Below are 22,558 nucleotides of genomic sequence, written 5' to 3'. Positions count from 1 at the left end.
GGTGTGGGCTGTTCGTTTCCCGGGACGCCGTAAACCCATCCCTGGGGGGCTTCGCTGCAGCCATCCTTGGCTGCAGAGACCCGTAAAACAAACAGCCCACACCCTGGTTAAGTAGCTGAACATTAGAGGTAATCAGATTATTTTATGATGCTGCAGGATTCGAGAAATACCGCAAAAGTATATTCAGCTTCATCAACGGCGAGAAATATGGTATCTCAAGGGATTAACGGCAAAGGACATACCAATACCTCTACTCTTGGCGACAGCGGTGATGCTGTCGATGGTACACTATGCATAAAAAAGAAATTATCGGATCGAGCCTGCTTTTCGAAGGTCTTCCTGCTCAACAGGTGGAAGCTCTTGCCAATATTGCGGTTGAAAAAACTTTCCAGCGGGGAGAAAATATCTTTTTTGAAGGCGATGAAGGAATCGGTTTTTATATGGTCGGAGAGGGCCGGGTAAAGATTTTTAAGGTCTCTTTTGCCGGGAAAGAACATATCCTGCATATCTTCGGTCAAGGCGAACCTTTTGGCGAGGTCCCGGTGTTTCATGGCCAGCCGTTTCCGGCCACGGCTGAAGCCTTGGAAAAAACCGTTACTCTGTTTTTTCCCCGCGATAAGTTTATCCTGCTGGTCGAGGCCAATCCCTCGCTCGCTTTAAATATGCTCGCCGTGCTGTCGCATCGCTTACGTAAGTTCGCCAGTCAGATTGAGAGCCTCTCGTTAAAAGAAGTCCCGGCCCGACTCGCTGGTTATTTACTTTACCTCAGTCAGGAGCAGGGTGAAGATGACGAAGTCGAACTCGATATCTCCAAGGGTCAGCTTGCCAGCCTGCTGGGCACAATCCCTGAAACCTTGTCGCGCATATTCGCCCGGATGAGCGATGAAGGCCTCATCGAGGTAAACGGCAGAAAAATTAGTCTGCTCGATCGACAGAGGTTAAGCGAAAAGGAATAATCTTTATCGTTTAAGAGGGACAGCGAGAATCCGCTTGCCGTTGGCATGCAGTTTAAACTGCCTCTTTGACACCGTCTTGTCAAGTTTCAGAGTTCGATTGCCGATCTGGATAATGGTACCGGCAAAGATGGTTCCGACCACATCGATTTTAATGTTTTCGATAGCGATAGCACCGTCGCTGCTGTAGTCAGCGTCTTGCTCGACTTTGCCGATATCGACCTTGTTTTGCTCATCCGAGCCGGCAATTCGCGAATATCTACCGGTTCCCGGAATAAGATTCACGCGCAGCAGCAGGAGCTTGGTCTCCGCGAGCTGCCGCTCCATACGGCGTATCTTTTTTGATGTGGAGCTTCCCCGATATCTCTGTATCCATTGAATAATGGCGTCCTGCTGCTGCACAATACTGGTCTTGAGCTCCTGTAGATGGACAAGTCGCTCAGCCACGGTGCCGGCAGCAATAAGTGCCGGGGTGCTGTTTTCTGAGCCTACATTGCCAAGGGTTATATTGCCTTCTGCGACGATTCGACCACCCATGACGATGCTCAGATTTTGGCACCGGACATCAGAGCCGGCAGTAATTTCACTATAGTAGGATTGTTTTCGAATAACGGCAATACCACCGCATTGCAATGATCCCCGCTCAATGAAATTGATATCGGCATCGCCCTGCACCTGCAGGGTACAGTTCTTTCCCGTCGTTCCGCCCCTGACTACCAGATTGCCGTTGCAGATGACCGAGGCAGAGAGGACGCTGCCGGATATCTTGAGATCGCCCCCCACGGTGACACGAAACCCCGGCTGCACGGAACCGAGGATAGTGATGGCATTCATGCTCTCAATATTTCCCGTCTCAAAGTCTATATTGCTGGAAATGGTTTGATGGGAAAGAACTTTGATAACGTGATTATTGACGATGGAAAGAACACCGTCTTTGGTGGCGGTGACCTGCATCGTCTCTTCGCTGAAGCGCGCATCACCCTGAACTCGTATGATAATATCCTGTCCGGGAGGGGCGGGTGTCTCCTGCCCGTAGACATTGATCCCTGGTTTTCCCTGAATGGCGGGAATTTTGGTGGCAATACACTGGTTGGCGAGCACTCCGACCATAATCCGCCTTTCCCGAAAGTCAATATTGCCATTATCGAGAACAGTTCCGGCAATCGGCCCAATTTCCATATCATACCTGAGATACGCATTGGTGCTTTTTCCAGCAGTCTGTCCGTTGGCGATTACAAAACTTTTGAATTCGTTGCTTTCTTCGTTGATAAAAGCGGTAATTTCTTCAATCGTTGAGTGATTTATTCCGAAAACAATTCCTTCTTCAGCAAGCAGCTCCTTGATGTCTTCTTTTTGCAGGGAATGACCATTTTCGAGCGGCGGATGGATGGCAAGGCTCACCTGCATTCTGTCCTGTGCAATAATCAGGAGAGGTTCTACCGAAATAACTGTAAGGGGATCAGGGCTATCAGGGCGACGAATTATTTGGATTTTAGGATATCCGGCAACTGTTGCATGAATTGATTCCCCGTCTTCCGAGAGGTGGGCACAGGCACCGGGCTCAATAGCGTGCTTGGTAAATCCTTTGTTGGCGAACCGCTGAAAATTGGGAAAATCTACGAGGAGCTGGCCTGACCGCACCAGCTCTGAAACAGCAATTTTGTCCGTTGTGTAATCATCACCAATTTTGATGAGTTCCGATGAAAAATGGTAGGTCGGCTCTAGAATTTTTTTACGGCCATGTTTTTCTTCCGTTTGTACATCCATTAAGTATTCCAGTTCTGAAGCTATAAATGATCAAAATCTACCCAGGTTTTATGCCATCGATATACCTATCGGTAAGATAATAATTTTAAATTAGAATGGGTATAAATGGACAAGTAAATCTTCCGGCCGGTCTTCCTGCTGTATCTGGGCAAAGGTGAGTTGCGGTAACGCTGGGTGAATGCTCTTGACGCTGTGGGCGGAGATAACTGGACGATACCGTACTCGCTGTCGTTTATTCGACGTCTATTTTATCGGGAGCACTTTGATCTTTTTGGTGTTGCTGCTGCAAAAGAGCAATTTCTTTGTCACGAAGGCAGATTGTACTTGCTTTGTGTGGGTATTTACCTTTCTTGTCCTGATAAAAAGCCTTTATTACATTGAAGTCTCCAAGGATATCCCCCGTCGGCACCAGGACTGGGCCAAGGCCAATGGTCTTGGTCGGATAATCAATATATCCCAGGCAGATGTTGACATGGGCCTGCACGGCTATCTGGTAGAAACCTGCTTTCCAGTGATCTTTTCTGGCCCGGGTACCTTCAGGCGCAATTGCCAGTACGAGCCGGTCTCTTTCCGCAAAGGTGCGTACCATTTCGTCGATGAATCCACTTCTCGCTTTTCGATCAACGGGTATGCCGCCTATTTTCTTGAAAAAGCTCCCGAAAGGTTCTTTGAACATGGTATGTTTGCCTATCCATGAATATCGTAGCCCAAGTGCAGATAAGGCCAGCAGGGTCATGGGGAAATCCCAGTTGCTGGTATGCGGTGCCCCTATGATGATGATTTTAGTATCGGCCGGAACCTGCGGGGCAAGATGCCAGCCGAGCAGGGAAAGAAGGGATGCTGACAGGGACTGGATCATGGATTGTAACTGGTGCGTGTGGTTTGTTGTACCGGAGGAAACTGAGCCAGTACTGCTTCAACCATTTCGTTGACACTGCGGGTTATTTCATCCGGGGTCGAGTGGATAAAAACCTCGCGGCTCCCCGTACCTTTCCAGATAAGCTTTTTGGTTGCGGCTGAATGAATATTGATGACCAGGGTGCCCTGATCATACTGCCGGATTGTGCTCCCTGTACTCATGCCTACTCCGCCATAACGGCCAAAGCGACCGAAACCGAAACCAAAACCCGAATCGAAGGTATCACTCTCAAGTCTGCTCTTGATTGTATAGGTACAGGAGACAAGATAATTTGGTTGCGGGGTCTGGATAAAACCACGGTTGGCAAGCGTTGTATCTATCGCGGATTTAAACCTTTTGGCCAGCAGTTCATCGCTCAAAAGGAGGTCACCGTTACCTGCTGGTATCGCTGTGTTCCAACCATAGGTGTTTTTCTTATCAAAGAGGTAGCCTGTGTCAAAGTCCTGACTGACCTCCACCTGCGCGCAGGATGACAGGAAAAGTGCAACCACCGCAAGGATGAAAAATAACAGGGGAGGCACCCTGAAACAGCCGCCTAGCCGGGAGGAGACGATGTGTTGTTTTTTCATTGAGCCTCCGAAAATTTTAAGGATTGAGTCCGTGACGGTTATTGTTCGGATTTTAATACTGCCAGAAAAGCCGTCTGCGGAATATCGACGTTGCCGATGGTTTTCATTCGCTTTTTGCCAGCCTTTTGTTTCTCGAGCAATTTTCTTTTGCGCGAGATATCACCCCCGTAACACTTGGCGGTGACATCTTTGCGCAGTGCCGATATGGTCGTTCTGGCTATAATAGCTCCGCCAATCGCAGCCTGTATAGCTATTTTAAACATTTGTCTGGGAATTTCCAGTTTCAGCATCTCACAGGCGTGGAGCCCTCTGGCTCTCGAGCTGCTGCGATGGACCAGCTGCGACAAGGCGTCGACGGGTTCACTGTTCACCAGAATATCGAGTTTGACCAGATCGCTTTTGCGGTAATCGAGCATCTCGTAGTCAAACGAACCATAGCCTTGCGTGACGGATTTCAAGCGGTCATAAAAGTCATAAATAACCTCGGCCAGCGGCAGTTCGCACTGCAGCTCAATTCGGCCGGGCATCGGATAGTTGAAGGTAGTGTTTTCGCCGCGCCGCTCCATACACAGGGTCATAACTGTACCCATATATTTTTCGGGCATCAAAATGGTCGCTTTGATATACGGCTCTTCTATCTTTTTAATATGAGAGGGGTTTGGAAAATGAGCCGGATTGTCGACGTGAATGGTGGAGCCATCGGTGAGGTGGAAGATATACTGTACCGACGGTACCGTCAGAATCAGTGAAATATCAAATTCCCGTTCAAGACGCTCCTGGATAACCTCGAGGTGCAAGAGTCCGAGGAAGCCGCACCTGAACCCGAAGCCAAGGGCGGCGGACGAGTCCTTCTCAAAGGTGAGGGCTGCGTCGTTGAGCTTGAGTTTTTCCAGGGCTGCGGCCAGGTCTTCGTATTCGTCGGTGTCGATCGGGTAGATTGAGGAAAAAACGACCTGCTGCACTTCTCTGAAGCCTGGTAGCGGTGCCTCTGCGGGATGATCGCGCAAGGTAATGGTGTCGCCCGGCCGGGTATCTTCAACGGTCTTTATACCTGCCAGAATATAGCCGACCTGTCCCGCGCTAAGCTGTTTTTGCGGCTGTCTTTTTAGCTTGAACAGACCGACCTCATCCACTTTGTATTCGACCCCGTTGGCCATGAAAAACATGATATCGCCGGGCTTTATTGTCCCGTTCATAATCCTGACCGAGATGAGGGTGCCGCGAAACGAATCGTAATTCGCATCAAAGATTAATGCCTGCAAAGGGGCCTTGGGGTCGCCTTTCGGTGGGGGAATATGGGCCACTATGGTTTCGAAGATACCTTCTATGCCGGTGCCGTTTTTGGCGGAGCAGAATTGGACCAGATCAACATCAAGGCCAAGATCCTCTTCTATTTGCAGGGCAATACGTTCCGGTTCGGCAGAGGGCAGATCGATTTTGTTGATGACCGGGATAATTTCCAGGTCGTTTTCCATGGCCAGATAGAGATTGGCGAGAGTCTGGGCCTCGACCCCCTGCGCAGCGTCAATGAGCAGCAGGGCGCCTTCGCAGGAGCTGAGAGCCCTTGATACCTCATAACTGAAGTCAACGTGACCGGGGGTGTCTACCAGGTTGAGCTGATACTGCTGTCCGTCTTTTGCGGTATACGGCAGACAGATAGTCTGGCTTTTAATGGTGATCCCCCGTTCCCTTTCTATATCCATGTTATCGAGGAGCTGGTCCTTGAATTCCCTGGCGGTGACCAGACCGCAAAATTGAATCATGCGGTCGGCAAGAGTTGATTTACCGTGATCGATATGGGCGATTATACTGAAGTTTCTGATGTTATTCATTTTTTTATTTTGAGGTGGGCCGTGAAGAGAGACAGGTTAATTCGACTTTAAACGATTTGATCATTTATCACATCCAGTGAACTAATAAAATAAAATATTATACGTACCTTTGGCGAATTCGAGTAAACTACTCGTCAGGTGTCAAGCTGATTCCCATTTTCTTCGGCACAATATGATTGCACTTTCGCTCAGGTAGAGTAATATCATAATCTTTCTTAATTTTCTGGGTATATTTTTCCGGAGAGACAAATAAATGAGCAAAAACAATATAATCGATTCTGATAAAGACATAGATTCTTTAGAAGAGGAAGAGCTCGATTCAACCAGAAGTATTGACGAAGCCTACGAGAATCCTCTGGTGGACGTTGCTGATGAAGAGAATCTGCCTGCCCTCAGCAACCCGGCTCTTCATCGCTATCTTCAGGAAATCAGTCAATATGAACTGCTAACCAGAGAAGAGACTGATGAACTGGCGGTGCGCTTTCGTGAAGACGGCGATCAGGATGCCGCATACCGACTGGTGAGTTCTAATCTCCGACTGGTGGTCAAAGTGGCCATGGATTTTCAGAAGTACTGGATGCAGAATTTCATGGATCTCATTCAGGAAGGAAATGTTGGTCTGGTCCAGGCCACCAAGAAATTCGACCCCTACCGCGGGGTGAAATTTTCCTACTACGCCGCCTATTGGATCAGGGCATATGTCTTGAAATTCATCATGGACAACTGGCGTCTGGTGAAAATAGGTACAACCCAGGCGCAGCGTAAGCTTTTTTTCAGTCTCAATAAGGAACGCAAGCTTCTTGAAGGCCAGGGATTTGCGGCTGAGCCGAAATTACTGGCGGAACGTCTCAATGTCAAGGAGCGCGAAGTCGTTGAAATGGGTCAGCGAATGGATAACTGGGATGTCTCTCTGGAGAGTCCGGTACGTTCGGACTCAGAAGACGAACAGAAAAATTTCCTCCCCAGCGACGGACCGGGGATCGAATCAACGGTGGCCGGCAAGGAAGTCAAAGCGAAGCTGACGGAGCTGCTGGAAATTCTCAAGGTCAAGCTCAACGACAAGGAAAAGATGATCCTTGAAAAGCGACTGTTGACCGATGAACCACTGACCCTGCAGAATATTGCCGACCGTTTTGATATTTCGAGAGAACGTGTACGGCAGATTGAAGTAAATCTTCTGAAAAAAATGAAGAAATATCTTGAGGCAGAAATGCCCGATATCGTAGATTATTTTGACGGTGAGAAAATAGTTATCAACTCGTCATCCTGATCCGGTATCGTCTCCAGACGATGATTTCGTAAACAGTCAATTTTCACCACGCCATCAATTAACTCCACCACAATTCACTACTATGAAAGTACCTTTATTAGATCTTCAGGCCCAGCTGGAATACCTCGAAGATGATATTCTTGCTGCTGTCACCCGCGTTGTTAAATCTACCCGTTATATCCAGGGTCCTGAAGTTGAAGAGTTTGAAAAGGAGATAGCGGAGTATTGCGGGGCAGCTTACGGAGTTGGGGTTACCAGCGGTACCGATGCCTTGCTGATATCCTTGATGAGCCTTGGCATTGGGCCTGGAGATAAGGTGCTGACTACGCCTTATTCTTTTTTTGCGACGATGGGGGTTATCCTCAGAGTTGGCGCCATACCAGTTTTTGCCGATATTGATCCGATAAGTTTTAATATCGATCCGGCAAAGATGGAAGAGGTGCTGGCAGCTGATACCAGCCGGGAAATAAAAGCCATCATTCCGGTGCATCTCTATGGCCAGTGTGCCGATATGTCGGCAATTATGGAGATGGCTGCCCGCTACGGTCTCCCTGTCATTGAAGATGCCGCTCAGGCAATCGGCGCTGAGTATCCTCTGCCTGCAGCAGGTGCAGCCAAGGGGACGTACAAAAGAGCAGGGTCGATGGGACTGGCCGGCTGTTTTTCATTTTTTCCCAGTAAAAATCTCGGTGGGATAGGGGATGCCGGGATGGTGGTCACCCAGGATAAAGATTTTGCCGAACGTCTCGTTTTAATGCGAAATCACGGTGCCCATCCAAAATATTATCATAAGCTGGTCGGCGGCAATTTTCGCCTGGACCCGATCCAGGCTGCCGCCCTGCGGGTAAAACTGCCATATCTTGAAAGATGGCATGCCGGCCGATGCGCAAATGCGAGGCGCTACGATAGTCTTTTCCTGCAGTCAGGTCTAGTTGATGCGCAGCAGATTGTCGTGCCGAAAGTGGTGTACAGCCAGACGCCCGGAGCAGATGGCAGAATACCGAACGTGCACATCTATAATCAGTATATACTTCGTGTAGCGCGCCGCAACGAGCTGCGGGAGTGGCTGAATAAGAACGACATTGGCTGCGAAGTGTATTACCCCGTGCCCCTGCACAAGCAGGAGTGCCTTGGAGACATTGGTGCCGGTGTTCAGTGTCCGGAGGCTGAAAAGGCGGCGGACACCACCATAGCACTGCCCATCTATCCAGAGCTGACCGAGGCGATGCAGGAATATGTCGTTGAGAAAATAGTGCAGTTTTATAGCTAACAGGTTACCGTGAGGGGTGACAAGTACAGAGATAACACGAGCGAGCCAATTGTATAAACCCTCCTTTGCCAATGATCCTATCCAGGCTGAAGAACGTTATTTACAGCCAACTATTTTTTTTGCTTATCATTTCTGTCGGGGCGACTGCGCCGGGTTGTTTTGCCGGCGACAGAATTGCCCCGGAGAGAAATATCTCCATGATCCAGGGCGAACTGGAGTCACCTCAATGGAAAATCCTGTGGGATAAGGCCAGAGAATTTGTCCGCGATGAAAACTACCTGTTCGCGGTCAATGCCTATGCCCAGTTATACAGCTTAAAGCCGAATATAGAAGAAGCCAACTGGGAATATTGCAAGGTTCTCCTCAAAGTTGACGATTATTCAACCGCAGGGAAGATTGTCGGTGATCTGATAGATAAAGATCCCAATAATAGTCAGTATCTCCTGACCGGCGGAGCTGTGGCATTGCACTGGAAAAATTATGCGACAGCAATTGATTATTACGGCAGAGTGCTGGAAAAAGATCCGAACGGGGCAAACTCTGATCCCGCTCTTCTTGGTCTTGCGACCAGTCTCAGGGATCAGGGCAAGAAAGAGCTTGCCTTTACACTTTTCGAGCAGTACAGCCTGCGTCATCCGGAAAATCACGCGGTAATTCGCACCCTGGCCGATGATGCGCATAGCCTCGGCAAAGACGACAAAGCCAGAAAACTCTACAGTCAGTTGCTGGAAAATCCGTCTGTAGGCGATCAGGTAATCTTCCAGGCAGTTCAGGTTTTCGATGGACCGGGTTACGAAAAAAAAAGAAGCGAACTCTGGCAGGAATATCTTAATCGACATCCCGATTATATACCGTTTCGACAAAAGCTCGCCCAGTATTATATGGACGCTGGCGCCTTTGAAGCGGCTTTGCTGCAGGTAAAGTATCTCGTCGATAACAGTCAAAATAATGACCACTTTCTGCTGACGGCAGGAAAGATCAGCCAGGATGATCTGCACCGGCCTGATCGAGCCCTGTTTTTTTACGAAAGATACCTGCAAAAGCATCCGGAAGACGGGGGTGTAAAAGCGAAAATCTCTGAGATACAATCAATCCTCGCGGCTGATTTTTTGAGGATTGTCGAAAAAGAAGGCGCTGAACAGCTGTGGAATGATCTTGCTGATATCACTCTTGATCGACCGGCAATGTATCTTGAAATGGCTGATCTGCTGGAAAAGAAAGGCAACCATGAACAGTTGATTGATGTTCTGACGACTCTTTTTAAACACTCGGCCCGGGATGATGATATCGCCCTGCGTCTTGCAGAGCAATATTACCGGAAAGCGCTGTATAAAAAGACCGTTGAGTATCTTTCTTTGGTTGCTGCCGAGAAAAACAAATCAAAATTCTACTACCTCATGAAAGGCGATGCCGAGCAGCATCTGGGCCTGGAAATCAAAGCGCTCGCCTCCTATGAGAGGAGCCTGGCGTTTGATCCGCATGATTTCGCGCTTCGAGAAAAATGTCTGCTGCTTGCCGGAAAAATCGGTAACGGCAATAAACTGAAATCGTTTTTTACAGGGGGTCTATATCAAACCGATGCAGGCGTGTTGAGTCGTTTCGTGTTGGCATATCTCGATCTGCTCTCTTATAATTTCCTGTTTGAAGAATATGCGCGAACCTGTAAGTGGGCGAAAGAACGCTTCGCCGGTTGGCCGGAGATAACCACCAGGATAGACCTGCATATGGCGGGGTCTCTGCGCAAAGAAGGAAAAACGAAACGGGCGGAGCAATTGTTGCGCCAACTGCTGCTGGGTAATATCTTCGTTGAAGATGTCCTTTTTCAACTGGCTGAAGATGCGGTAAACGATAAAAATGTAGCTGGTGCAAAGAGCTGGTATCAGGAATTGCTGAAGACCACAGGGCAGCGCGATGCTAAATTTTCTTATGACCCTCATGGTGCCAGATTGCTGCTCGTGCGAGTAGAGATGCTGCAGGCGGAAGGGGAATATGCAGAAGCCCAGCAGATCATCGACCTCTATCTGACAGCGGCCGGGAAATTGTCGACGCAACGAGAATTATTGCCTTTTCTGGTAGCCTTAGAGAAAAAACACTGCTGGCTGAGTTACTACAGGGGCGAGGTACGGGAGGCATATCGACAATGCGGATCGCTCTTGGACAATGGCCCTTTCGATCCTGAATTGATCACCCTTAAAGGCTTGCTCCTGGGCAAGCTGAAAAAAACAGATGACGGAACAGGCGTCGATGATAAAGTTCTCATTGAAGGCACTCCGGTGGTTTCCAGATATCTGGCGGTCGCTCTAAAACAGATGGAGTATCGAGAATATGGTGCTGCCAGAAAATATGCCGCCGCAGCGCTTGAAACATATCCCGACTCTCTTGTTGGTCAAGCTGTCTGGGCGGAATTAATGGTTGCAACGGGGACGAGCCAAAATGCGGTTGTCGCTTTGTCGAAGCTGATCCGCCAATATCCCGGGGAACCATATTTTCAAAAAAAGCGCATCGAAGTGGAAGCACGCCGCGGGATGTATGGACAGGGACTGGTACTCTTTACAAAAGAAGAAGGAGGGGGCGGCATAGAGAATCTGGCGGCAAAACTCACCTCTTCAGACAGTACTGAAGATCTCCTCGTTCTTGCCAGGCTGTTATGGGGGGATAAGCAGCAGGCTGAAGCGTTAAAGATTTACCGGCAACTCCTGACGCCACCTGTCCAGGATTTGCTCGGCGAAAAATTCAGGCAAAATCAGATAAATTATCATTATCTCTCCCGGGAAAACAGTTTCTGGAACCAGATGATGCTGCTGTTGCGGTCTGAACCCGACATCATTGCTGAATTTATGGGACCGCAATTTCTGCTCGATAATCGAGACAATGAAGCGGGAAAAATTGTCTCCGGATTATTTGAAAAATATAGTTGGCAAAAACTGATCGCCAGTGAATATACGGCACGAAAAGCAATTTTTGATCGTAACTATTATTACGCTGAACAAAGTTATAAACGACTTTCAAAACAAGATTCCTCCGAAGGAATGAGTGATCTTGCAAATATCTATGGTAAAATTGGCAAGTATCGTAAAGAGGCGCAGGTGTATGATGCCATGCAGAAAAGTGGAACCACTTCTCCCGAGTTAGAAAAGTCTATCGAACGTACCACTCTGCAGATCAGTCCCCAGAGTGTCTTTAATGCTGAATACGAGGAAAAAAAGGGGAGGGATGGTCATATCGATGTGGCGAGAACGACTGTCGGAACGTCTTTCTGGTTTACTCCCGATCTTGATAAAGACGTTCGGATTCGTTATACCAATAACCGTTTCGCGTCGCTGGATACCGAAGGTTCGACCGGCAGCAACTATCTTTACACCGTCGCAACCTATGAGTTTACCAAAGCCTACGAATTGATTCTGGGGGGCGGAGCGGAAAAGATTACTGGGAACAGTAATCCAGGATTTCAGTACGAAGTCGAATTGAAAGGGCAGCTGGATGATTATGTCAATGCGTATGTGCTGCTTGATAAAAAACAGGTATACGATACCATCGAGGCTATACAGCGACAAATAACATACCAGTCGTTTGAAACCGGCTTGAGTATTGAAACCCCTGTTGGTCTGTCTTTTGGCGGGGATTTACGGCATCGTTATTACAATGACGGGAACGGCGAGAACAGATTCCACGGCTATTCATCGTACAGTATTTTTGGTGAATCCCTGCAGGTGGCAGTACGGTATGATTACCAGTATCTGATCAACGATGATGAAAACAAAGCCCCGGGAACTGTCGGGGAGTCGATGGATGGACTCTTTTACTGGAGTCCTTCCTTCTTTACCGAACATCGGGTAAATCTGCATTTTCAGCACGATTTCCTGGGCTATCAGCAAGGGGAAAAGAAGGGCATGAGCTATTATGCGATCGACAATGCCATTGGCCTCGAAGATAATGAAAATCTCTCTTTTACTACCAATTTCAATATTTTCCTTGAAATGAGCCCACATTTTTTATTAAAAGGCAACTTTACTTTATCTAGAAGTGATGATTTTGAGGATAAAGGATTGTTTCTGTCACTGCACTATCGGTGGTGATAGTTATTTTGTCGGTACCTCCTGCATGGGTCTTATTTGCTTTGGAACCCTGCAGGATTTTTTTATGGAGATTTAAATGATACAACGAATACCAATGTCCAAAAGCGGCAATCAAAAGTTACGGGAAGAATTGCAGCATCTGCAAAGGGTGGAACGGAGTGTGGTTGTCAAGGCTATTGAAGTCGCGCGGGAGCATGGCGATCTGAAGGAGAATGCTGAATATCATGCGGCCAAAGACCGGCAGGGCCATATCGAAGGACGCATTCTGGAGCTCAAAGACAAATTGTCGCGTGCAGAGGTAATAGACTGCTTACAGGTGAAGACCAACAGTATTGTATTCGGAACTGTCGTTCAATTACTCGATCTCGACACAGACGAGGAGGTCACGTATCAGTTGTTGGGTCCGGAGGAGGCAGATGTTAAAAAAGGTTCCATCTCGGTTCTGTCGCCGCTTGGCAAAAGTATGCTTGGCAAAGAGGTAGGTGATGAAGTCCTGGCGGTAACACCTGGTGGAAAAAGAGAATTTGAGGTGATCGCAATTCGACCCTCTGAATTTTCATAAGGTCGCCTGCACCGTTGTATTGTGCGGGGAAGGTGTTGTACTGCTTGAACTTACTCGGAATTCTTGGCGGAGGTCTGCAGAATTCCTGCCAGGAACATGGTGAGAACCTGATCAGCAACTTCTTCAACCGTGTAGTGGGTTTCAAGTGATGCATTCCAGACTCTTGAAACCTCATCCAGAGAGCCAAAAAATATTCGTTTGGCAAGGTCAGGCTTGACGTCTGCTCTGTAAACTCCTGTTTGTTGGCCTTTTTTGATTATGTTGGCGATTATACCGATGTATTCGCTGAATTTATTATTTCGATATTCGTTTATGACCTTGTGGGTTTGTCTCAGTTCGATCTGAATCACTTCGGCAAGGTTCTTGTTCTTCTTCATGGCTGTCAGATGCTGGACTGTAAAGATTTCCAGCATTTTTCGGGGATCTTCCTCGTTGCTGAGGAGCTTAGTGGTTTTTTCGACAATTTTACCCACCTCTTCCTCAAATACGGAGAGCAGGATATCGTATTTGTTGTTGAAGTAGAGATAAATTGTTCCGTCAGCAACCTTGGCTTCTTTGGCAATATCGGATATCCTGGCAGTGAAAAATCCTTTTTTGGCAAAGACTTTGGTGGCCGCCGAAATAATTTTTGAATGTTTATTTTCTGCTTTCATTCCCAACAGAGAAAGATCGAAGTAGTAAAACAACAAAAACGAGCAAATTATGAATGACTATTCATTCATGTAATATTTCACATCCCGTTTGTCAACGATCAATCAAAACGACAGGGATGATTGGCGGATTTTCTCGTAAAAACAATATTTCCCTCTAGATAAAAATAAAACGTACTGGAGTAGCCTATGAAGATTCTTGTTGTTGGTTCTGGTGGGCGTGAGCATGCGCTTGTATGGAAAATAAAGCAGAGTAAGAAGGTCGAAAAGATATTCTGCGCCCCGGGCAACGCCGGTATAAGCCGCCTGGCAGATTGTGTCGATATCTCGGTGACCGATGTTAAAAAACTGCTTAAATTTGCCCAGAAAGAACACATTGATCTGACAGTAGTCGGGCCCGAATCCTCTCTGGTGGCCGGTATTGTCGACATCTTTGAGGAGAATGGTCTGAGGATATTTGGACCCACCAAAAAAGCGGCAGAGCTTGAAGGCAGCAAGGTATTCTCCAAGGAATTTCTGGAAAAATATAATATTCCGACCGCGTCTTTTGCGGTATTCGATGATGGTGAAAAGGCGAAAAAATATATCGATTCCCATGGCGCCCCGCTTGTAGTCAAGGCGGATGGGCTTGCCGCCGGTAAGGGGGTTATTGTTGCCAGGTCGGTGGAAGAAGCGAAACAGGCGGTAGATCTGATCATGGCGGACAAGGCTTTTGGCAGTGCCGGGGACAAGATTATAATTGAAACCTGCCTTACCGGAGAGGAAGCCTCCTTTATTGCCTTTACCGATGGGAAGACCGTGCTCCCCCTGCCCACGTCTCAGGATCACAAAGCAGTATTTGACAAAGATCAGGGGCCAAATACCGGTGGAATGGGAGCGTATTCCCCAGCCCCCGTGGTGACCGACGAGATTGCTGATTTTGTCATGAACAGGGTAATGTTGCCGACGATAAAAGGTCTGGAGGCTGAAGGGAGACCGTATAAAGGGATGCTCTATGCAGGATTGATGATTGATGGTCAGAACATCAATGTGCTTGAGTTTAATTGTCGGTTCGGTGATCCGGAGGCGCAACCGCTGCTGATGCGGCTGAAAAGCGACATAATCGACATCTTTGAGGCAGCGATTGATGGCAAACTGGAACGGGTTGAGATGAAAATTGATCCACGGCCGACTGTCTGTGTGGTCATGGCTTCCGGAGGATATCCCGGGGCCTATGAGACAGGCAAGGTTATCAGTGGTTTGGCCAAGGCTGCTGAATGTCCGGGAGTGGAAGTCTTTCATGCCGGAACTACCAAAAAAAATGGTCGAATTGTTACCAGCGGCGGACGGGTTCTGGGCGTTACTGCGGTAGGCAACACCTTAAAAGATGCGATTGCCAGAGCTTATACGGCGGTGGATGTCATTAAATGGACCAATTGTTATTACCGGCGGGATATTGGTGATAAAGCCTTACGGCGCAATTTGACGGGAGTGCCGTCACCGCTCGTTGGCATTGTCATGGGCAGCGATTCCGATCTGGCGACAATGAAAGTTGCCGCAGATTTTTTGCGGGCAAACGATATCTGCTGTGAGATGACCGTCGCCTCGGCGCACCGTACTCCGGAGAAAGCCGTTGGGTATGCCAAAACAGCGCAGCAGAGAGGCTTACGGGTCATCATTGCCGGTGCAGGCATGGCGGCGCATCTGGCCGGTGTACTTGCGGCACACACCGATCTTCCGGTTATAGGTGTTCCACTGGATTCCTCTTCTCTTGGGGGGTTGGATGCACTGCTGTCGACTGTGCAGATGCCGCCTGGTGTTCCCGTGGCGACCATGGGAATTGGCAAGGCGGGCGCTAAAAATGGCGCGGTAATGGCCTTGAAAATCCTTGCTTTGGTCAATCCGGAACTGGGCAAGAAACTGGTTAAGTTGCGTCATGACATGGTGTTGGATGTCGAAGAAAAAGCTCAGAAAATCAATGGGTAAAAGTTTATCCAGCGATCGTGTAGGGACATCGCTCACCCTTGCGGCAGAACATTTACGCCGGGGTGGGATTGTCGCCTTTCCAACTGAAACCTACTACGGTCTGGCGGTTGACCCCGATTGCGCACTTGCCGTAACAAAAGTATTTGCTGCAAAACAAAGACAGGAACATAAACCGTTATTACTGCTCATTGAAAACAAGGCGCAACTGACAACCATAGTGCAGGATGTACCGCAGTTGTACGAACCATTGATGAAGAGATATTGGCCGGGACCGTTGACTCTCATCTTTCGCGCTCAAAGGCATATCAATCCGCAGATCACAGGACAAACCGGAACTGTTGGGATCCGTATTTCGCCCCATCCTGTTGCAGAGCAGTTGGTGCAGCGGATGGGGAAGCCGATTACCGCCACCTCTGCCAATATATCCGGTCTCAGTCCGGCACGATCACCGCAGGAAGTGATCGCCATGTTAGGTGATCGAGTCGATTACATAGTTGATGGGGGTATAACTGGTGGCGGATTGTGTTCGACGGTGGTCGGTATAAGAAATAACCGGCTGTTTCTGTTTCGTCGTGGACAGCTCATTTTATCTGAAGAACTGGCTGAAACGGGAGATGAGAAATAATATGGAGCCTTTTGGGATTACTGACAGGATTGCACGATGATCGCACTGAAATGGAACAAAAAATATGCCCTGGAACAGGCAGGCGATGATGCTGAATTGTTAGAGGAGCTGCTGGAAATTTTCAAGGATTCTTTTCAGTCGGATTTGCGTCTCCTCGAGCAGGGGCTGGCGGAAAATTCCGCCGGGAAAATAATGGCCGCCGCGCATTCGATAAAAGGTGCCGCCGCCAGTCTGGGAATACTCGGTATACACGAGCTTGCCATGCAGATCGAAGATGACAGCAGGGGAGGGGGGGTAGACCTTGCCCGTGAAAACATTGCGGTGTTGCAGGCATTACTGCAGGAACTCAAGCGTCTCTGATGTGATCTCTTGTTTCCTGCCGGTGACACCTCGCGGAATGAATATGAACGGTCACTGACAGGGCATCTCGACTATCTGCTGTTCCCCGGGCAACAAGGCAGTTTCACCGGTACGGGCAAAACAGTACCGGTGAAACTGCCTTTTCTGACTGTTGTCAACCCCTGGTAAGGCTTCTGTATTTCAGACGGTGTGGCTGGTCTGCTGCCGCACCGAGACGGCTTTTTCGATCTTTTTCATAATCGGAATAGTTGCCTTCAAACCAGACTACCTGTGAATTCCCCTCAAATGCCAGGATGTGGGTCGCGATTCTGTCGAGAAACCAACGGTCATGGCTTATTACCACCGCACAACCGCCAAAATTTTCCAGTGCCTCTTCCAGGGCCCGCAGGGTATTGACATCCAGGTCGTTGGTCGGTTCGTCAAGAAGCAGCACGTTGCCGCCTTCTTTGAGCGTTTTGGCCAGGTGCACACGATTTCTTTGACCACCGGAGAGCAGGCCGACCTTTTTCTGTTGATCCGTCCCGGAAAAATTAAATTTCCCGACATAGGCGCGACTGTTGACCTCTTTGGTCCCCAGCCAGACGGTGTCCTGGCCGCCGGAAATCGCCTGCCAGATCGTCTGTTCGGGATCGAGTTGATCGCGGCTCTGATCGACATAAGCCAGTTTGACCGTCTCACCCAACCGGATTGTTCCAGAATCGGGTTTTTCCTGGCCGATAATCATTTTAAACAGGGTGCTCTTGCCGGCACCGTTGGGACCGATGACGCCGACGATACCGCCAGGCGGAAGGCTGAAATTCATATCTTCAACGAGCAGGCGATCATCGAAGGATTTGCTGACATTTTCAGCCTCGATGACCACCTTGCCCAGACGTGGTCCTGGCGGAATGAATATCTCCAGTTCCTTGGCCAGATCTTCTCTCTCTTTTGAGAGCAGTTGCTCATAGGAGCTGATACGCGCCTTGGATTTACTTCTTCTGCCCTTTGGACTCATCTTGATCCACTCCAGTTCCCGGCGCAGGGTCCGCTGTCGATCACTTTCTTTCTTTTCTTCCATCGCCAGTCGCTTCTCTTTCTGTTCCAGCCAGGACGAGTAGTTGCCCTTCCATGGAATACCAAGTCCCCGGTCCAGCTCCAGGATCCAGCCCGCGACATTGTCGAGAAAATAACGATCATGGGTAACGGCTATGACCGTACCGGGATAGACCTGGAGATGCTGTTCCAGCCAGGCAACGGATTCGGCATCAAGATGGTTGGTCGGTTCGTCGAGCAGCAGAATATCCGGTTGCTTGAGGAGGATTCTGCAGAGAGCTACCCGCCTTTTTTCTCCGCCGGAAAGAATACCGCATTTGGTGTTCGACGGTGGGCACCGCAGCGCATCCATCGCCATTTCCAGACGACTGTCCAGATCCCACGCCGAGAGATGATCGAGTTTATCCTGCACGCTCCCTTGGCGGTCGATGAGGGCCTGCATTTCGTCGTCGCTCATGGGTTCGGCAAATTTTTCATTAATTTCGTTGAACTCGGCCAGGAGATCAACCGTTTCCTGGACGCCTTCTTCGACAATCTGTTTGACGGTTTTTTCCGGATCGAGTTCCGGTTCCTGTGGCAGATAGTCCACCTTGAGTCCCGGGGCAAGATGGGTCTCTCCGTTAAAGTCTTTGTCGATACCGGCGAGAATTTTCAAAAGTGTACTCTTGCCGGATCCGTTCAGGCCGAGAACGCCGATCTTGGCGCCGTAGAAATAGGATAAAGAGATGTCTTTTAAGACCGGTTTGCTTTCATAATATTTGCTGACTTTAATCATCGAATAGATGATTTTTTTATCGTCTGTGCTCATGGTAAAATCCTTTTTTATAAAAGATACAGAATGCCGCTGGTAAAAATACATTGCTTGTGCGGGTTGATAGTACAAAAAAAAGCGCGATAATCAAACAGGAGATTATCGCGCTTTGCAGTATCTGAAGAAGAAGGTGTTTATGCCGGTCTATTTCACGTTTCCCGGGGTTCGCCCGTCAACAAGATACTGGTTGATATTTCGAGACGAAATTTATTCCTCGTTCTTTTTCTGCTCTACTATCCCTTTGGCCATAAGGGCGCCTACCACACCGAGCAGGCCAAGATTTCTAATCTTTTTCATCGTCGGCTTGACCATAGAGGCGAGCATGGCCCTTCTTCTTACCTGATCCAGATTGGCAAGTTCAGGCGTATGGGTGGCAAATAGGAGATCCATATCCTTTTTCTTGCCATAATACCTGCTGTTGGGTCCCAGCTCCCCGCCATTTGGTTCGATGCCCCTGGCACCTTTTTTAACGTACAGGGAAACAGCTGATTTCGGATCGTCCAGATCGCCGAATATCCTTGCGCCGGTAATGCAGGTCTGCACACAGGCCGGTGCCGATCCAGCTTCCACCCGCGGTTTGCAGTAGGTGCATTTGTCGGCTTTTCCGTCATCTGAAACGTCATCTACCAGAGCTGGGTTGACATACCTGGCATTGTAAGGGCAGGCATCGACGCAAGCGCCGCAGCCGATACAGCGATTCTTGTCGATCTGTACCGTACCGTCAAATGGGTCCTTCCAGGTGGCGGCGGTCTCCATTGTTTTGGTTTCCCCCGTTTTAAAATTGGTAAAAGTTCTTTCCTCCATATCAACCGGACATTCGGCAACACACGGCGGTTCGGAGCAGTGGTTGCACAGGCCTGGGTAATAGGTTGAGGCCAACTCTTTGCCGACCATGCTGGGGCCCATTCTAAACACCCAGTTTCGATAGAATTCTACAGGGACCTCCCATTCTGCTCTGCAGGCAATGGTGCAGGCATGGCAGCCCACACATCGTTCAAGGTCGATAATCATTCCGTATTGCATTGTATCCTCCTGAAATAATACCTTTAAAGCCGAATCTAGACGGCAGCCGGAATGTCAATAACCTTGCCATCTTTGGTCAATTTAACAAAGTTGGTACGCATTCCATGGGCGCCGGTCTCAGGGTCAACTGTAATTTTTGTTATAAGGCTCGTGTCATCTACACCGGCGTTCACTGCAACACTCATAAGAGGGTTGGCAGTGCCATAACCATGGGCCATGAAAACAGCATCCGTGCGGATACCCGGAGTTGTCTTGACGGTGGTGGTCGTACGGGATTTCACGCCCTCCTGATTGATAAAACCGACCACATCTCCGTCCTTGAGGCCCATTTTCGTGGCAACCTTATCGTTGATCCAGACCGGATTGTCGGGCATGGCGTGGTGCAGCCAGACGTTGTTCTGGGTTCTGTTGAAGGTGTGCAGCGGTACGCGACCGTAAAGGAGCCTGGCATACCCGGCAGGGCTCTGTTCTACTGGTACATAGGTAGGTACACCTGGAAAACCGGCATCAGCGATATCTTCGTTATAAAAATAGATTTCAAAATCATCCGGCATCTCGTAGGGGTTTTTGCCTTCCAGCAGATGAATGCCCCCTTCTTTTTTTAATTGGGCAAGAGATAATTTTGCGACACTGAGGTCTTTATCAACCAGTTCCGCCACGGTCTGAACGGGAATATCTTTTTCATACCCCATTCTCCGGGCAATTTCGTTGGTGATGTAAACATGGTCTTTTCTTTCAAACATCGGAGCGACCAGCGGCATTCTGGCGGTGATATATTGTTGCTGTTTATCGGCAAAATCCCACTGGGTTCCGGTCTTTATCAGATCGTGTCGTTCAAGATAACTCGCTTCCGGCAAAAGGATATCCGCCCACATGGTTATGTCCGTCGGCATCACGTCGACACACATGACAAAATCCATCTGCTGGAGAACTTTTTTCATCTTTTCCTGGCCGGGGATCGTCTGGATCGGATTTTGACCCCAGATAACAGCGCCCTTGATCGGATATGGTTTACCGGTCAGGGCGGCATCCCTGATCAAATCCGTCGGCGTACCGGGAGGCGAGTAGGGGTAAAGCGGTTCCTCGTCAGCATTCCTGTTCAGATTGTGTTCGTCGCCATGATCTTTTTTGGCCCAGCTGGTTTTCCCTACCTTAGGTGCTTTTCCAGGCACCCAGCCGCCTTTGACAAAATAGGCGCCAAGGAGTCCGGTGAGGCAGGCAAGCGATCGCTGTCGCTGGAAATCATTGCCATACCAGGAAACGTGTCGGCCAGGATGGATAGAAACATTGGGCGCGTTGGCTGCGAGCATGTCCGCAACTTCTTTGATTTGAGCGACTGGAATTTCACATTCTTTGGCCGCTTTCGCAAGGCTCCAGTCTTTGATCCCCTGCTTGAATTCTTCGAAGCCTTCGCCATACTCGTCAATAAACTCGGCATCATATTTTTTGTTCACGACCAGGTAGTTCATGATGGCGAGCAGGAAGGCGGTATCGGTACCCGGCTTTATTTTCACCCAGATATCCGATTTGGCGGCAGATGCCGAGTAGCGTGGGTCAACGACAATCAGTTTGGCGCCGTTCTGCAGACCCTGGATATATCGTTTGATATGGCTGACGTGCACGTTCTCGCCGAAGTGGCAACCAAGCAGGAAAATAACCTTGGCATTGGCCATATCGACATCTTCATTCGGCGCCTTGCCAATAGTGGCGAGATAGGCGGTATCGCGAATTCCCCGGCACTGGAAGAAAGATGCCTCGCTCACATTATGGGTGCCGATGGTCCGCTCCATGAAGTGCATGGGATATTTGGCGGTTGCTCCATGGGGAAACATGCACAACCCTTGGGGACCGTATTTGTCCCGGATGGCTTTCAATTTGGTACCGCACTCATCCAGCGCTTCTTTCCAGCTGATCCTTTTCCATTTAGGGTTACCCCGCTCCCCAACGTTTTTCAGTGGGTATTTTAAGCGATCGGGATCGTACAGGAGCTGAATTCCAGCATTGCCGCGGCCGCATATGGTCGTGCCATTGTCAATCGATTTGGGGTTTCCTTCGAGTTTTACCAGTCGGTCACCACGCTTCTTGCCGACGAGCTGACATCTCCAGAAACACATTTCACAAACGCCACCCACGACGGTTTCATCTTTCAATGAGCCTTTTGGTTCAAGGGGGGAACGCGTTATGCCACTCTCTGAAGCGATCGCTCCAGAAAGGGGTAATGCGACAGCTGCCAATGAGGCAGATTGCAAAAATTTACGCCTCGTTATGTTGAACGCCATACTCCTTTTCCTCCTGTGTGAAAAAATCAATAAAGCTTACGATGATTCGGTAAAAAGGATGCTGAGCTTCCTCTTTTACTTGTGCTGCGAACATTGGGTACCATGGTAGAAAAAACCGGGCCAGAAACTCTTCTTCACCCTCTCTGTTGCCATCTTCTGCCAGAAAAGAGAGAAACTCCAGCTGATGTATCAGACTGTCGGGAAGGTCTGCATGTGCCGCAAGGTCATAGCCCAGGGAGCGATAGTACAGTAATATGTCGTCGGAATATTTTCCTCTGAGCGTTTTGTCGAGATAGACGGATCCGTATGGCGGTGCTGCTACATGGGGCAAGCCATTGATGAACAGCCTGGTGTGTTCTATCTGGAGTTCTTCAAGAATATCCTTACTTCTGCTGAAGGCGGTCTGCAACTTTTCTTTTTCGGCGCTGCCGCCAAGGGCGTCGAGCAGGCCATATAAACTCGACAGGTAATTTTCCGAAAACCATTCGGAATCCGGGTATTGCATGCTCTGGGCGCAAAAGCGATAGAGCGTTGCAATGTGATCTGTCGCTGACTGGATTGGCATTTTCGGATTGGTGACCATAGGGAGATGAGT

18 protein-coding genes are annotated in these 22,558 nt (G+C 49.0%); 9 read left to right on the top strand and 9 right to left on the bottom strand.

Translation table 11 applies throughout. From position 1 onward, the window contains the following. Positions 1-290 precede the first annotated feature (290 nt). Positions 291-956: a Crp/Fnr family transcriptional regulator gene (locus tag FCL47_RS06130; protein ID WP_136812585.1), complete on the top strand. Its 666-nt coding sequence runs from the start codon at positions 291-293 to the stop codon at positions 954-956. A gap of 3 nt (positions 957-959) precedes the next feature. Here the strand turns inward: FCL47_RS06130 and FCL47_RS06125 are convergent, their stop codons facing one another. From FCL47_RS06125 to lepA, 4 genes are all read right to left on the bottom strand, one after another. After that, a complete protein-coding gene (locus FCL47_RS06125; RefSeq protein ID WP_136812584.1) occupies positions 960-2,720 on the bottom strand; it encodes a DUF342 domain-containing protein in 1,761 nt (586 codons plus the stop codon). 232 nt (positions 2,721-2,952) lie between these two features. Then, positions 2,953-3,579 carry a lysophospholipid acyltransferase family protein gene (locus FCL47_RS06120; RefSeq protein WP_136812583.1) on the bottom strand — a complete coding sequence of 209 codons (627 nt, stop codon included), beginning with the start codon at positions 3,577-3,579 and terminating at the stop codon, positions 2,953-2,955. Next, positions 3,576-4,208, bottom strand: coding sequence for a DUF4136 domain-containing protein (locus FCL47_RS06115; RefSeq protein ID WP_136812582.1), 633 nt, complete (start codon positions 4,206-4,208; stop codon positions 3,576-3,578). Before FCL47_RS06115 ends, FCL47_RS06120 begins: the two co-directional genes overlap by 4 nt. A gap of 38 nt (positions 4,209-4,246) precedes the next feature. Beyond that, positions 4,247-6,040, bottom strand: a complete 1,794-nt coding sequence (gene lepA, locus FCL47_RS06110) for a translation elongation factor 4 (protein ID WP_136812581.1) — start codon at positions 6,038-6,040, stop codon at positions 4,247-4,249. Positions 6,041-6,293: 253 nt separating this feature from the next. Here lepA and FCL47_RS06105 point away from each other — a divergent pair, with 253 nt between their 5' ends. From FCL47_RS06105 to greA, 4 genes are all read left to right on the top strand, one after another. Beyond that, entirely contained in the window at positions 6,294-7,310 is a 1,017-nt protein-coding gene (locus tag FCL47_RS06105; RefSeq protein ID WP_136812580.1) for an RNA polymerase sigma factor RpoD/SigA, read from the top strand. An 82-nt stretch (positions 7,311-7,392) separates the two neighbouring features. Then, positions 7,393-8,580: a DegT/DnrJ/EryC1/StrS aminotransferase family protein gene (locus FCL47_RS06100; protein WP_136812579.1), complete on the top strand. Its 1,188-nt coding sequence runs from the start codon at positions 7,393-7,395 to the stop codon at positions 8,578-8,580. A gap of 119 nt (positions 8,581-8,699) precedes the next feature. Continuing rightward, entirely contained in the window at positions 8,700-12,656 is a 3,957-nt protein-coding gene (locus tag FCL47_RS06095; RefSeq protein ID WP_136812578.1) for a hypothetical protein, read from the top strand. A gap of 76 nt (positions 12,657-12,732) precedes the next feature. Continuing rightward, complete coding sequence (gene greA / locus FCL47_RS06090; protein WP_136812577.1) at positions 12,733-13,218, top strand: transcription elongation factor GreA; 486 nt, start codon at positions 12,733-12,735, stop codon at positions 13,216-13,218. A 50-nt stretch (positions 13,219-13,268) separates the two neighbouring features. Here the strand turns inward: greA and FCL47_RS06085 are convergent, their stop codons facing one another. Further along, entirely contained in the window at positions 13,269-13,871 is a 603-nt protein-coding gene (locus tag FCL47_RS06085; protein ID WP_136812576.1) for a TetR/AcrR family transcriptional regulator, read from the bottom strand. A 186-nt stretch (positions 13,872-14,057) separates the two neighbouring features. On the opposite strand from FCL47_RS06085, the gene purD reads away from it, so the two are divergent. Genes purD through FCL47_RS24340 form a run of 4 tightly spaced genes read left to right on the top strand, consistent with a single transcriptional unit; the run spans position 14,058 to position 16,986 of the window. Continuing rightward, positions 14,058-15,833 (top strand): phosphoribosylamine--glycine ligase, encoded by a 1,776-nt coding sequence (gene purD / locus FCL47_RS06080; RefSeq protein ID WP_136812575.1) that lies wholly within the window; start codon positions 14,058-14,060, stop codon positions 15,831-15,833. Then, on the top strand, positions 15,826-16,458 hold the full coding sequence (locus tag FCL47_RS06075) for an L-threonylcarbamoyladenylate synthase (protein WP_167496386.1): 633 nt from the start codon (positions 15,826-15,828) through the stop codon (positions 16,456-16,458). The genes purD and FCL47_RS06075 overlap by 8 nt, the downstream gene beginning before the upstream one ends. A gap of 36 nt (positions 16,459-16,494) precedes the next feature. Continuing rightward, complete coding sequence (locus tag FCL47_RS06070) at positions 16,495-16,818, top strand: Hpt domain-containing protein (RefSeq protein ID WP_136812573.1); 324 nt, start codon at positions 16,495-16,497, stop codon at positions 16,816-16,818. A gap of 9 nt (positions 16,819-16,827) precedes the next feature. Then, entirely contained in the window at positions 16,828-16,986 is a 159-nt protein-coding gene (locus FCL47_RS24340) for a hypothetical protein (RefSeq protein ID WP_153306353.1), read from the top strand. On the opposite strand, the gene ettA is transcribed toward FCL47_RS24340, so the two are convergent. The 4 genes from ettA to FCL47_RS06050 form a co-directional block, all read right to left on the bottom strand. Beyond that, the gene (gene ettA / locus FCL47_RS06065; protein ID WP_136812572.1) at positions 16,973-18,658 is read right to left on the bottom strand and encodes an energy-dependent translational throttle protein EttA; all 1,686 of its coding nucleotides are present in this window, start codon (positions 18,656-18,658) and stop codon (positions 16,973-16,975) included. The genes FCL47_RS24340 and ettA overlap by 14 nt on opposite strands. A 210-nt stretch (positions 18,659-18,868) precedes the next feature. After that, positions 18,869-19,684, bottom strand: a complete 816-nt coding sequence (locus FCL47_RS06060; RefSeq protein WP_136812571.1) for a 4Fe-4S dicluster domain-containing protein — start codon at positions 19,682-19,684, stop codon at positions 18,869-18,871. Positions 19,685-19,719: 35 nt separating this feature from the next. After that, positions 19,720-21,963: a molybdopterin-dependent oxidoreductase gene (locus FCL47_RS06055; RefSeq protein ID WP_136812570.1), complete on the bottom strand. Its 2,244-nt coding sequence runs from the start codon at positions 21,961-21,963 to the stop codon at positions 19,720-19,722. Further along, positions 21,938-22,528, bottom strand: coding sequence for a molecular chaperone (locus tag FCL47_RS06050; protein ID WP_167496385.1), 591 nt, complete (start codon positions 22,526-22,528; stop codon positions 21,938-21,940). Before FCL47_RS06050 ends, FCL47_RS06055 begins: the two co-directional genes overlap by 26 nt. Positions 22,529-22,558: the final 30 nt, after the last annotated feature.

It is taken from the genome of Desulfopila sp. IMCC35006, assembly GCF_005116645.1.
In the GTDB taxonomy this organism is placed as follows: Bacteria; Desulfobacterota; Desulfobulbia; order Desulfobulbales; family Desulfocapsaceae; genus Desulforhopalus_A.
Note: the sequence above shows the minus strand (reverse complement) of the source record. Positions and strands in the feature narration are given on the sequence as shown.